11 protein-coding genes are annotated in these 11971 nt (G+C 71.4%); 5 read left to right on the forward strand and 6 right to left on the reverse strand.

Annotated elements, in window-relative coordinates:
- Nucleotides 1-4: 4 nt before the first annotated feature.
- Complete coding sequence (locus D7I43_RS07300; RefSeq protein WP_120327623.1) at nt 5-1756, reverse strand: acetyl/propionyl/methylcrotonyl-CoA carboxylase subunit alpha; 1752 nt, start codon at nt 1754-1756, stop codon at nt 5-7.
- 147 nt (nt 1757-1903) lie between these two features.
- On the opposite strand from D7I43_RS07300, the gene D7I43_RS07305 reads away from it, so the two are divergent.
- The 3 genes from D7I43_RS07305 to D7I43_RS07315 all read left to right on the forward strand — a co-directional run bounded on the left by D7I43_RS07305 (nt 1904) and on the right by D7I43_RS07315 (nt 4375).
- On the forward strand, nt 1904-2515 hold the full coding sequence (locus tag D7I43_RS07305; RefSeq protein WP_120327624.1) for a PadR family transcriptional regulator: 612 nt from the start codon (nt 1904-1906) through the stop codon (nt 2513-2515).
- Nucleotides 2516-2642: 127 nt separating this feature from the next.
- Nucleotides 2643-3602 (forward strand): ATP-binding cassette domain-containing protein, encoded by a 960-nt coding sequence (locus D7I43_RS07310; protein ID WP_120327625.1) that lies wholly within the window; start codon nt 2643-2645, stop codon nt 3600-3602.
- 17 nt (nt 3603-3619) lie between these two features.
- Nucleotides 3620-4375, forward strand: a complete 756-nt coding sequence (locus tag D7I43_RS07315; RefSeq protein ID WP_120327626.1) for an ABC transporter permease — start codon at nt 3620-3622, stop codon at nt 4373-4375.
- Nucleotides 4376-4713: 338 nt separating this feature from the next.
- On the opposite strand, the gene D7I43_RS07320 is transcribed toward D7I43_RS07315, so the two are convergent.
- From D7I43_RS07320 to mycP, 3 genes are all read right to left on the reverse strand, one after another.
- Nucleotides 4714-5367: an O-methyltransferase gene (locus tag D7I43_RS07320; RefSeq protein WP_120327627.1), complete on the reverse strand. Its 654-nt coding sequence runs from the start codon at nt 5365-5367 to the stop codon at nt 4714-4716.
- A 9-nt stretch (nt 5368-5376) separates the two neighbouring features.
- On the reverse strand, nt 5377-6033 hold the full coding sequence (locus D7I43_RS07325) for a Maf family protein (RefSeq protein ID WP_120327628.1): 657 nt from the start codon (nt 6031-6033) through the stop codon (nt 5377-5379).
- A 261-nt stretch (nt 6034-6294) separates the two neighbouring features.
- Nucleotides 6295-7461, reverse strand: coding sequence for a type VII secretion-associated serine protease mycosin (gene mycP, locus D7I43_RS07330; protein WP_420870188.1), 1167 nt, complete (start codon nt 7459-7461; stop codon nt 6295-6297).
- A gap of 936 nt (nt 7462-8397) precedes the next feature.
- Between mycP and D7I43_RS34250 the strand changes: the two genes are divergently transcribed.
- Nucleotides 8398-8535 carry a hypothetical protein gene (locus D7I43_RS34250; RefSeq protein WP_158610082.1) on the forward strand — a complete coding sequence of 46 codons (138 nt, stop codon included), beginning with the start codon at nt 8398-8400 and terminating at the stop codon, nt 8533-8535.
- Nucleotides 8536-8827: 292 nt separating this feature from the next.
- Here the strand turns inward: D7I43_RS34250 and D7I43_RS07340 are convergent, their stop codons facing one another.
- Complete coding sequence (locus tag D7I43_RS07340; RefSeq protein ID WP_120327631.1) at nt 8828-9286, reverse strand: hypothetical protein; 459 nt, start codon at nt 9284-9286, stop codon at nt 8828-8830.
- Nucleotides 9287-9457: 171 nt separating this feature from the next.
- Nucleotides 9458-9670 (reverse strand): acyl-CoA carboxylase subunit epsilon, encoded by a 213-nt coding sequence (locus tag D7I43_RS07345; protein ID WP_120327632.1) that lies wholly within the window; start codon nt 9668-9670, stop codon nt 9458-9460.
- 92 nt (nt 9671-9762) lie between these two features.
- Between D7I43_RS07345 and D7I43_RS07350 the strand changes: the two genes are divergently transcribed.
- Complete coding sequence (locus tag D7I43_RS07350) at nt 9763-11925, forward strand: serine/threonine-protein kinase (RefSeq protein WP_120327633.1); 2163 nt, start codon at nt 9763-9765, stop codon at nt 11923-11925.
- Nucleotides 11926-11971 lie beyond the last annotated feature (46 nt).

The following is an 11971-nucleotide window of genomic DNA, read 5'->3' on the forward strand; positions in this document are numbered from 1 at the left end:
GCCGTCAGGAGATCGTGCAGATCGGCGCGCCGGCGGTGATCACGGCACCCACCTCGGCGGTCAGCCCGCTCACCGTGCCGGCCTTGTGCGCGTGCAGCGGCTGCTCCATCTTCATCGCCTCGAGCACCACGACGAGGTCACCCTCGGCGACGGTGTCCCCGTCCGCCACGGCGATCTTGACGATCGTGCCCTGCATGGGCGAGGTGAGCGTGTCACCGCTGACCGTGGCGCCGGCCTTGGCGCCGCCGCCCCGGCGGGCGGGCTTGCGCGCGGCGGGGGCCGCGGCGACCGTACCGGCGCCGAGGCCGGCGGGGAGGGTGACCTCCAGCCGCTTGCCACCCACCTCGACCACGACGGTCTCGCGCTCGGCCGGCTCGGCGGCCGGGACGGCGGTGGGGGTGAACGGCGGAACGGTGTTGTCGAACTCGGTCTCGATCCACCGCGTGTGCACGGTGAACGGCTCGGCCGTGAAGGCCGGGTCGCGGACCACCAGCCGGTGGAACGGCAGGGCGGTCGCCATTCCCTCGACCACCATCTCGTCGAGGGCGCGGCGGGCCCGCTCCAGCGCCTCGGTCCGGGTCTCGCCGGTGATGATCACCTTGGCCAGCAGCGAGTCGAAGTTCCCGCCGATGACGTCGCCGGCCGAGAAGCCGCCGTCCACGCGGACGCCGGGGCCGCTCGGCAGCCGCAGCTCGGTGATCGTGCCGGGGGCCGGCAGGAAGTTGCGGCCCGGGTCCTCGCCGTTGATGCGGAACTCGATGGAGTGCCCCCGCGGCGTCGGGTCCTCGGTGAACCGCAGCTTCTCCCCGTCGGCGATGCGGAACTGCTCGCGTACCAGGTCGATCCCGGAGGTCTCCTCGGTCACCGGGTGCTCGACCTGGAGCCGGGTGTTGACCTCCAGGAAGGAGATGGTGCCGTCGGCGCCCACCAGGTACTCGACCGTGCCGGCGCCGTGGTAGCCGGCCTCCCGGCAGATCGCCTTGGCGCTCTCGTGGATCTGGGTCCGCTGCGCGTCGGTGAGGAACGGCGCGGGCGCCTCCTCGACCAGCTTCTGGTGCCGCCGCTGCAACGAGCAGTCCCGGGTGCCCACCACGATCACGTTCCCGTGCTGGTCGGCCAGCACCTGCGCCTCGACGTGGCGGGGCTTGTCCAGGTAACGCTCGACGAAGCACTCGCCCCGGCCGAACGCGGCGATCGCCTCGCGCGTGGCCGACTCGAACAGCTGCGGGATCTCCTCCATGGTCCGGGCCACCTTGAGCCCGCGCCCGCCGCCGCCGAAGGCGGCCTTGATGGCGACCGGGAGGCCGTGGTCGACGGCGAACGCGATCACCTCGTCGGCGCTGCCGACCGGGTCGGGGGTGCCGGGCACCAGGGGAGCGCCGGCGCGCTGGGCGATGTGCCGGGCCGTCACCTTGTCACCGAGGTCGCGGATCGCCTGGGGCGTCGGGCCGATCCAGGTCAGCCCGGCGTCGATGACGGCCTGGGCGAAGTCCGCGTTCTCGGAGAGGAAGCCGTACCCGGGGTGGACGGCGTCCGCGCCGGACTTCGCGGCCACGTCGACGAGCTTGTCGATCCGCAGGTAGCTGTCCGCCGCCGTGTCGCCCCCCAGGGCGTACGCCTCGTCGGCGAGCGTGACGTGCAGCGCGTTCCGGTCGGAGTCGGCGTACACCGCGACGCTCTCCAGGCCGGCGTCGCGGCAGGCGCGGATGACGCGTACGGCGATCTCGCCGCGGTTGGCGATGAGTACCTTGCGCACCGTGGGGGCTCCTCCCGGGAGGTCGTTGCCCGGGAGTTTAATGGCCGCCCGATCGGCCCTAACGATCGCTCAGTGTGGGATGGCACACGGTCACCTCGCGTCTTAGTCAAACTTGCTTATTACGCTTGCGAGGTGTCTGCCACTCGCATGATGATTCTCGGCCTGGTCCGGTGGATGCAGCCGGTGCACGGCTACGACGTGCGCCGCGAGCTGCTCAGCTGGAGCGCCGACAAGTGGGCCAACGTGCAGCCCGGCTCGATCTACCACGCCCTGCGGAAGCTCACCGAGGAGGGCCTTCTCCGGGCGGTGGCCACCGAGCAGGTGGGTGGACGTCCGGCCCGTACGACCTACGAGATCACCGAGAAGGGGCAGGCGGAGTTCGAGTCGATGCTGAGGGGACTCTGGTGGCAGTTGCACGAGCCACCGGACCCGTTCGCGGCGGCCTTCTCGTTCCTGCCGGCGATGCCGCGGGAGGAGGCCGCGGCCGCGCTGCGGAACCGGGCGAACCTGCTCCGGGCCGGTGTCGCCTGGATGCGTACGTCGCTGGAGTCGGACTGGATGCGTGAGACCAAGCCGGTCCACGTCGGATGGATGTTCGAGCTCTGGACGGCCCGGGCGGACGCGGAGATCGCCTGGTGCGAGCGCGTGGCCGAACGGATCGAATCCGGTGTGTCGTACCTGCCTGCTGGACTCGAACGGGCGGAGGGTTGGTCCGGGTGGGAGCAGCGGCTGCCGGAGCATCCGTCCCAAGCGGAATAATCAACGTTGACCAAAAAAGCTATATCGCGTTAGCCTGCTTCCCGCAACGAACGGGGGAGCGCGCCGTGCGGCGGGCTTCCAGCGGACCCGTGGCCGGCCGCGCCGGCCCGGACGACCAGGAGCACGCATGATCCAGACCAGAGGGTTACGCAAGTCCTTCCGCTCCCGTGCGGGGCGGGAGACGAAGACCGTCGAAGCGGTGCGGGGTGTCGACCTCTCGGTCGCCGAGGGAGAGATCTTCGGCTTCCTCGGCCCGAACGGCGCCGGCAAGACCACCACCCTGCGGATGCTGGCCACCCTCATCGAGCCCGACGGCGGCGAGGCGACCATCGCGGGCGCCGACCTTCGCAAGGCGCCGGGCGAGGTGCGCCGCCGCATCGGCTACGTCGCCCAGGGCGGCAGCACCTGGGACGAGTCCACCGCCCGCGAGGAGCTGGTGCTCCAGGCCCGGCTCTACGGCATCGGCAAGGCCGAGGCGCGCCAGCGTGCCAGCCGCGCGCTGGAGGCCTTCCAGCTCGCCGAGTTCGCCGACCGCAAGTGCAAGACCTACTCCGGCGGCCAGCGGCGGCGCGTCGAGATCGCCCTCGGCATCATCCACGAGCCGAAGATCGTCTTCCTCGACGAGCCGACCACCGGCCTCGACCCGCAGAGCCGCGCGCACATGTGGGACGAGATCCGCCGGCTGCGCACCGACGGCATGACCGTCTTCATCACGACGCACTACCTCGACGAGGCGGACGCGCTCTGCGACCGGATCGCGATCATGGATCACGGCGAGGTGGTCGCCGAGGGCACCCCGGCCGACCTCAAGCGGGAGATCTCCGGGGACGTCGTGCAGGTCGGCCTCGACATCACGACCACCCCCCAGGCCGCCCAGGCGCTCGACGGCGAGGCGTACGTCCGGAAGCTGGAGACCGTCGACGACGGCGGCCTGCGGCTGTACGTCGAGGAGGGCGCCACGGCGATCCCGCAGATCCTCCGGCGGCTGGACCAGGCGGGCCTCGCGCTGCACTCGATCGAGCTGCACCGGCCCAGCCTGGACGACGTCTTCCTCACCAAGACCGGCCGCTCGCTGCGCGAGTCCTGACCACCCGGAGACCGACCATGAAGCTCGCCCGCGACACCTGGCTCATCTTCCAGCGCCAGTTCCAACTGCTCACCCGCAACCCCGTGTGGGTCTTCGTCGGCGTCTTCCAGCCGGTGATGTACCTGCTGCTCTTCGCCCCGCTGCTCAAGCCGGCGCTCAACGCGCCGACCCAGGCCGAGGCCTACAAGATCTTCGTGCCCGGCCTGCTCGTGCTGCTGGCCATCTTCGGCGGCCTGTTCCAGGGCTTCGGCCTCATCGCCGAGCTGCGCGCCGGGGTCATCGAGCGGTCCCGGGTGACGCCGGTCAGCCGGCTCGCCCTGCTGCTCGGCCGTTCCCTGCGCGACGTCGTCTCGCTGATCGTGCAGGCGGTCATCATCACGCTGCTCGCCCTGCTGTTCGACCTGCGGGTGGTCCTCGGCGACCTGCTGCTGGCGTACCTCATGCTGGCCCTCATCGCGCTCATGACCTCGGCCGTCTCCTACGGCGTCGCGCTGAAGGTCAAGAGCGAGGACGCCCTCGCCCCGCTCATGAACACCGTGGCCCAGCCGGTGCTCCTGCTCTCCGGCATCCTGCTGCCGCTCAGCTTCGCGCCCGGCTGGTTGCAGGGCATCGCCGACTGGAACCCGTTCTCCTGGGCGGTCGACGGCACCCGGGCACTCTTCGCCGGCGACCTCGGCAACGACAAGGTGTGGCAGGGGCTGACCATCATCGCCGTGCTCGCCGCACTGGGCGTCTACTGGGCGGCCCGCCAGTTCGCCCGTAGCGTGCGCTGACGCGACCCGGCCGGTCCGGGCGGGCGCGGCCAGGTCGCGTCGTGCCGCCGCTCGGCCGGTGGGTGCGGCGGCGCGGCCAGGTCGCGTCGTGCCGCCGCTCGGCCGGTCCGTGGTGTCGTGGCTTGGCCGGTCCGTGCGCCAGCGTGGTGTGGCGGCCTGGCCGGTGCGTGCGGCGGCGCCGGTGGCGTGCGTGGCGCCTGGCCGCGCGCCGTTGCCGGGGCCGCGCGGGGTGAGCCGCGCGAGTTCGTCGACGTCGGGGTGTCGGACGAGGTCCGACACCCCGACCGTCCCTGCGGACGAGGTCGCCGGTGTGGGCGCGGGCAGTGCTGTGAGCTGTGTCAGTGGACGCGGGCGAGCGTCAGCCCGTCCGCGATGGGCAGCATGACGGCGTCGACCCGGACGTCGGCGAGTACCTCGTCGTTGAACGCGGCGATGGCGCGGTCGTCGGCGCTCTGCGGGGCGATGACACGGCCGCCGCGCAACACGTTGTCGACGGCGATCACCCCGCCCGGTCGCATCCGCGGCACCAGCTCCGCCCAGTAGATCGGGTAGCCGGTCTTGTCGGCGTCGATGAACGCGAAGTCCAGGTACCGCTCGTGCGGCAGCTCGCGCAGCGTCTCACCGGCGGGACCGATGCGCAGCTCGATCCGGTCGTCCACCCCGGCCCGTTCCCAGTAGCGGCGGGCGATCCCGGTGTACTCCTCGGAGATGTCGAAGCAGGTGAGACGGCCACCGTCGGCCAGGCCCCGGGCGATAGCCAGGGAGGAGAGGCCGGTGAACGTGCCCACCTCCACCGCCTGCCGTACGCCGAGCAGCCGGGTGAGGAACGTGAGGAACGCCGCCTGCTCCGGTGCGATCTGCATGCTCGCCCGGTCCGGCAGGACGGCCCGGGTCTCCTCCGCGAGGTCACGGATGATCTCGTCGGGTGGCGAGCCGTGCGCCACGAGGTACGCGTGCAGCTCGTCGGTGAGCGGGATCGACTTGGTCGTCATGGATGGACGCTAACCGAGCGGCTCGATCGACTGGCCGCCGGGCGCGACCTTCGTCCACAGGTCGGTGATCGACAGGTCCAGCTCGGCGAGGAGCCGGCGCAGCAGCGGCAGCGAGAGCCCGATGACCGTGCTCGGGTCGCCCTCGATCCGCTCCACGAACGGGCCGCCCAGCCCGTCTATCGTGAAGGTGCCCGCCACCGCGAGCGGCTCCCCGGTGGCGACGTACGTGTCGATCTCCTGGTCGGTGACGTCGGCGAAGTGGACGACGGTGGAGGCGACGGCCTCGGCCCGCCGCCCGGCCGTCGCGTCGATGAGGCAGTGCCCGCTGTGGAGCACGCCGCTGCGGCCGCGCATCCGCTGCCAGCGCCGGGTGGCGTCCGCGGGGTCGGCCGGCTTGCCGTAGGTCTCGCCCTCGAACTCGAGTACGGAGTCGCAGCCGATCACCAACGTCCGTTCGTCGCCGGCGGGCCGCAGCCGGGTGAGCACCGCCTGCGCCTTCAGCCGGGCCAGCTCGAGGCAGAGCTCGTCGGCCCGCTCGGTCACCACCAGCGACTCGTCGACGCCGCTGACCAGCACGTCCGGCTCGATGCCGGCGGCCTGCAGGATCTTGCGGCGGGCGGGGCTCGCCGAGGCGAGCACGAGGCGGAGCGTCGTCTGATCACGCACCCCGCCGACGTTACCGGTTGGCCGCCGTCCCCGAGGACACGTGGTCACCGGTCGCGGATGCTCGCAGGGCGGTGCCGGTGCCTGTGGGCGCGGTCGGGCGCGGCGGGGTGGGGCGCGCAGGGTTGGAGCGCACGGTTGGAGCGCGCGGTTGGAGTGCGCGCGTTAGAGCGCCCGCGTTGGAGCGCGCAACTTCATGGATATTGGTGCCTCCGACGGGGCACGAGGGGACACTTTCCATGAAGTTGTGGCACGTGGCAGGCGTCAGCGGCTGATGCGAGGCGGCGGGGCGTCGCGGCGCCGCCGCCGCACGACGATGGTCCAGGTCACGCCCGCTGCCACGATCACGCCGAGCGTCACTAGTCCCCGAACCGTGGCAGCCCGATCGCTGGCCGCCTCATCGCCGGGTGCCGCCGCCGGAGCGCTCGGACCGTCACCGGCCGGCGCACTCGCCGTCGCCGATTCGAAGCCCAGCGGCGGTACGTCCGCAGTCAGCGCCGCAACAATGTCGATGACGCCGTAGCCGTACTCGTCGTCACGACCGGGCGGTCCCTTGTCGACAGCCGTGGCGGTCAACCGGTGCACGACTTCCCGTGCCGGCAGGTGCGGGTACTTCGAGCGGATCAACGCAACCGCCCCAGCGACAATCGCCGTGGCGCTGGACGTCCCTGTTCCCTTGGAGTACTTCCCGTCGTGACTGGTGCTGTAGATGTCCACTGCGGGCGCAGCCACATCGAGGAGAGGTCCCGTGACCGATACGGATGCGCGTCGTCCTTGGCGATCGATTCCGCCTACGGCGATTACGCCCTCCTCAGCCGCGGGATATCGGACGGAAGTGTCTTCGGGTCTGTTACCGGCAGCTGCCACAACGACAACGTCCGCATCGCGTGCATGGGACAACGCTCGCTGTAGACGCGGACTGGCGCCTGCGACCGCAGAGATACTAATTACGTCGGCTCCGTGGGAGATCGCGAAGTCAATGCTTGAAGCCAAAGCATCCGGACTCCCAGTCCCATTGTGGGGGCTATCGAATATCGGAAGGATTTTGGCACGTGGCGCCACGCCCAAAGCGCCGCGGCCGTTGGTCCGACCGTGAGCGGCTATGAGGCCAGCCATTGAGGTGCCGTGGCTGTCTCGATCTCGACGCCCATCCCCACTGCCACCTTCGACCATATCGGCACCGGGTAGAACGTTATTTCGCAGATCGGGATGCAAGTCGACCCCTGTATCGGGCACGGCGACGATAACCCCGTCGCCTTCGCTAATGGAGTGGGCTTCATTAATGCGAAGATAGTGCAAGTGCCACTGGTCCCGCCTGACCCGGACTGCGTCGTCGGTCAAATCTGATTCCGAGGACGGGTTGCTCGAGGCTGAAGCCAAAGGCGTGGGTGCGGTGAGCGATATTACAACCGCGAACGCTGCGGAAAGGATTGCTCTCAACGCGTCAAGCCGATGGCTGGGCCGGGGTCTATGGGTCCTTCCTGGTCTGGAGGGAGGACAACTGGCGGTACGCCTCGGTCTGTCTCCCAAGGCTGATCCGGATCCCATCGGCGATGCCGTCCATCCGAGTCCTGGCCGTTCGGCCGATTAGGCAACATCTGCGGCGAACCACCGACTGGCGGTACCCCGGAGTTCACCCTGCCGCCACCCGGGCGTGATCCGGCGGCGCCGGCCGGCGCTGTGCCGGCTCCGCCCCCGCCGATTACACCGCCGATCGGGTTTACGTGACGTGGTTGGCTGGCCCTATTCGCTGGATCGCTCGTAGTCGTTCCGGGGGTGGTCCCGATGACTTCACCATGCGGTGTTGCGCGCGGTTGTGCTGAGGGGCCCACGCTAGGTGTGGCTGGTCCTCCCCGAGATAGCCCGGCTGGTCTTCTATTCGACTCAGGTGTCGTCCTCGGCAGGGATGACCACACTGCCGAGTTAGATGGGAGTGCGCCTGAAGTTGGGGTGCCCGCAGCAGAAGCGGTCACGGGCGCCTGCGGTGCGACGGGCGTGGGACTAGCAAGTCCAGATCCCGCCGACAGCGCTGGCCCGCTGGTCGCGACGCCCCCTAGAACCGGCCCGCTTGTAAATGAGGCCGGTGCAGCTGCGAACTCTTTGCCAGGACCGGAAAGCCTCCCAGGCGGAGGCGCGTCGTTGGGCAGCGGTACCGGGATGATCCCTGGGACTATGGGAGGCGCGTCAGACGCATACACATCAGGATCCGTTGGCTGTCGGGTCGTTTTGGGCGGTGGCGGGGGCTGGCGGAGTGTTACTTGGGCTTGCTGGAGTTCGCTGCTGAGGCCGTACATGATGCCGCGCGCCTGGACGTTCAGCTGCTCCAGGTCGGCGTCCGTCACCGGACGGTCGGGTACGCGGCTGCCCATGGCGGCCTTCGGGTCGGCCGCGGTCGCCTCGTACGCCTGCTTCTGCTGGAGCTTGGCCGCGTACTCCTCGTGGATCGTCTTGAGACGGGCCCGGGTGCCGCTGATGGCCTGGGTGGCGGCGGCGAGCGCGGTGTAGTTCGCGGCGGCGGCGTCGTGGGTGCGGCGCACCTTGTCGATCAGCTCGTCGAGTTCGGCGAGGTACGCGCGGGCGGCGGCGTTGGTGGCCGGGGGCCACGCTTCGGCGAGGCCGCGCCGGTACTCCCGGAGGCGGCTCAGGTGGGTCTGTGCCAGGTCGCAGATCTTCCGCCAGCCGGCGACCTGCTTCCAGTGGTTCGTGGTGTCGTGGTCCTGGAGGCAGGCCCACATGCTGTTCACGTCCATCCGGTGCCAGTCGGTGAGGCCGGACGTGCGGCCGCTGCCCCGCTCGATCACGGCAGCACCACCGGCCCGGCGTCGGGACCGGTGGGATCCCGCAGCACCACGGACGGTGGACCGGCGGGCGTGGCCGTGCCGGGACTCGCGAGGGCCTGCTCGACGTCGACGATCCGGGCGGCGGAGAAGGCGTCGCTGCCGGCGTACCGGTCGGCGACGGTGCCCGCCGCTGCCGCCAGGCGACCGGTGGCCCCGCAGACACCCCACACCATGTCGACGCTCGCCTGCTGCGTCTCGTGGTGCGCCTGCAGGAAGTGGACGAGCTCGATGAAGGCGTCACACGGGTTGGGTAGGGGAGCCGTGACGTCCTCGGCGATGTACGACAGGTGGGGCGCGTAGTGGCGTTCCACCTCGGCCGCGAGCCGGTCGGCGAACTCCCGCAGCTGGCGGATGTCGGCGTCGATGCTTCCGTAGCCGTTCAACCACGCCGCAGGGCGGTCCTCCTCGGGGATCATCGACCCTCCCATTCCGTCACCGCACCATCTCCCTGAGTGAGGTTAACGGCTACCGCCGACACCGGCAGCCCCCGAAACGACGAGACGCGGGGACGCCGCCGACCGCGACAGGCCGACGAGGGAACGGGCCAGGCGAGTGACGAGGGAACGGGCCAGGCGAGTGTGGGTGCCTCAGCGGGGCAGGCCGGACGCGCGCCAGGCGCCGGGGCCGGGCACCGCGCCGACGCCGGCCGGTCGCGCGCTGCGCGCCCACGCCGACGTCGTGACGGGGGCGGGCGCGACGGCCGGCCGGGTACGGACGGCGAACACGCCCACCAGCGCGGCCAGTTCCTCCGCGGTGGGGACCCCGCGCACGACCCGGAACAGCGGCTCTTCGGCAGACATGCGACCAGCGTACGCGCCGGGGAACTTGACCTTCGCCGCAGTGTGGCGTGCCGGCGGTGTGCCTGTCGGCGTCGCCGGGTACCGTCTCTGCGATGTCGAACGCGCTTCCCCAACTCGTCGCCGACCGGTACCGGCTCATCTCGCCGCTCGGTCAGGGCGGCATGGGTCGGGTGTGGAAGGCGCGCGACGAGGTGCTGCACCGCGACGTGGCGATCAAGGAACTGGTCCCGCCGCCCAGCCTCACCGACGACGAACGCCGCGAGATGCGGGAGCGGTCGCTGCGGGAGGCGCGCGCGATCGCCCGCCTCAACCACATCAACGTCGTCCGCATCTTCGACGTGCTGCGCACCGACGGCGATCCGTGGATCGTCATGGAGTACGTCCCGTCGAAGTCGTTACAGGACACCATCGCGGAGTCCGGTCCGGTGTCACCGGCCCGCGCCGTCGAGATCGGGCTCGGTGTGCTCGGCGCGTTGAAGGCGGCGCACCGGGCGGGCGTGATGCACCGCGACGTCAAGCCGGGCAACGTGCTCCTCGGCCACGACGGCCGGGTCGTGCTTACCGACTTCGGCCTCGCCACCATCCCCGGCGACCCGAACGTCACCCGTACCGGCATGGTGCTCGGCTCGCCGGCGTACATCGCGCCGGAGCGGGCGCGCGACGGCACGGCCGGGCCGGAGGCCGACCTCTGGTCGCTGGGCGCCACCCTCTACGCGGCGGTGGAGGGCAAGTCGCCGTACGCCCGGCCGTCGGCGATCGCCACCCTGGCGGCGCTCGCCACGGAACCGTTGCCGCCGCCGAAGAACGCCGGTCCGCTGAAGCCGGTGCTGCAGGGCCTGCTCCGCAAGGACCCGAGCGAGCGCATCACCGCCGAGGTGGCCGAGCGCATGCTGCGCCGCGCCAGCGGCCGGCGGGCCCGCGGCATCTCCCTGCTCGACGGCGTACGCCGGCCGGGGCCGAACGGTCCGCGCGTGCCGCGACCCACCGTGGTGCCGGCCCCGCGCCCGGCCGAGCGGGCCCAGCCGCCAGCGGCCCCACCGGCCCCTCGGACGCCGCCGGCTCCGGCGAGCCCCGCGGCGGACGCCACCGCGAAGATGCCCGCCGGTACGGACGCCGCGCCCACCGCGAAGGTGGACCGTCGGGGCCTGACGTCGGACGCCGAGCCGACGAGGAAGGTCGACCGCCCGTCGTCCACCTCGGACGCCGACCCGACGACGAAGGTCGACCCGCCGACGGGGGTGGGGGACACCGACGCCACGACGGCCGACCCGGCGCGGGCCGGGTCCGGCGAGGCCGACCGACCGGCCGGGGCGTTGGACGCCGACCGTCCGGCAGCGGACGCCGACGCCACGGCGAAGGTGGACGTCCCGGCGAAGGCCGGCGGCAAGAAGGACACGGCGGAACCGGCCGACGAGCGGCGGACGGGGGAGGGCGCTCCCGCGTTCCGGCCGGTCACCCCGACCTCCGTGCTGCCGGGCCTCGCCGCCGGTGGGACGGCCACCGGGTCCGACCGGCCGTCGGGGCGGGCGTCGATCCCGGCGATCTTCGGTACGTCGCCCGAGCGCAGGCGGCGCAACCTGCTGGTCGGCGCGCTGGTCGTCGTACTCCTGCTGGGCCTCGCGGTGATCGTGCCGCTGCTGACCAGCGGCGACGACCCCGAGGGCGCCGACCCTCGCCAGGCCGGCAACACCAACACGGCCGCGCCGACCGCACCGCAGACCTCCGCACCGGCCCCACCGCCCCCGACCAGTGCCGCGCCGAGCGCCACGGCCAGTCCAACCCCGACGGCCTCGCCGACGGACACCAGCGCGCTGCCGGCCGGCTGGCGGATGCACCGGGACCCTGCCGGTTTCGCACTGCCGATTCCGGAGGGCTGGCGACGATCGGCGAACGGCAGCTCTGTGATCTTCACCGACCCGAACGGGGTGGGAGAGCTGCTCATCCAGTGGACCGATCATCCGAAGAAGGATGCGTACGCCGACTGGAAGGCGCAGGAGCCGTACCGGAAGGGGATCGTCAGGAACTACCAGTACCTGAGCATCGAGCGGTGCGACTACTACCGCACGTGCGCGGACTGGGACTGGTTGGAGACGCGGGACGGCACCCGGATCCACGTGCGGAACCGGGGCTTCGTGACCGCCAGCAACCGGGGCTACGCGATCCGGTGGGAGGTCGCGGCCAACGAGTGGGAGGCCAACCTCCCCCACTTCGACCTGATCACCAAGCGGTTCGTGCCGGACCGCGTCGACCGGTAGGTCCCACCACTGCGAATGTCGTTCGCATGGCCTTCCGTCGTGCGGG

This window comes from Micromonospora globbae (genome assembly GCF_003610785.1).
Classification (GTDB): Bacteria; Actinomycetota; Actinomycetes; order Mycobacteriales; family Micromonosporaceae; genus Micromonospora; species Micromonospora globbae.

Excerpts from the sequence above, each read along its gene's own strand:
- D7I43_RS07305 (WP_120327624.1), top strand. The coding sequence starts at position 1,904 with ATGATGATTCTCGGCCTGGTCCGGTGGATGCAGCCGGTGCACGGCTAC.
- D7I43_RS07315 (WP_120327626.1), top strand. The coding sequence starts at position 3,620 with ATGAAGCTCGCCCGCGACACCTGGCTCATCTTCCAGCGCCAGTTCCAA.
- D7I43_RS07350 (WP_120327633.1), top strand. The coding sequence starts at position 9,763 with ATGTCGAACGCGCTTCCCCAACTCGTCGCCGACCGGTACCGGCTCATC.
- D7I43_RS07310 (WP_120327625.1), top strand. The coding sequence starts at position 2,643 with ATGATCCAGACCAGAGGGTTACGCAAGTCCTTCCGCTCCCGTGCGGGG.
- D7I43_RS34250 (WP_158610082.1), top strand. The coding sequence starts at position 8,398 with ATGGCGGCCTTCGGGTCGGCCGCGGTCGCCTCGTACGCCTGCTTCTGC.
- D7I43_RS07340 (WP_120327631.1), bottom strand. The coding sequence starts at position 9,286 with ATGATCCCCGAGGAGGACCGCCCTGCGGCGTGGTTGAACGGCTACGGA.
- D7I43_RS07320 (WP_120327627.1), bottom strand. The coding sequence starts at position 5,367 with ATGACGACCAAGTCGATCCCGCTCACCGACGAGCTGCACGCGTACCTC.
- D7I43_RS07345 (WP_120327632.1), bottom strand. The coding sequence starts at position 9,670 with ATGTCTGCCGAAGAGCCGCTGTTCCGGGTCGTGCGCGGGGTCCCCACC.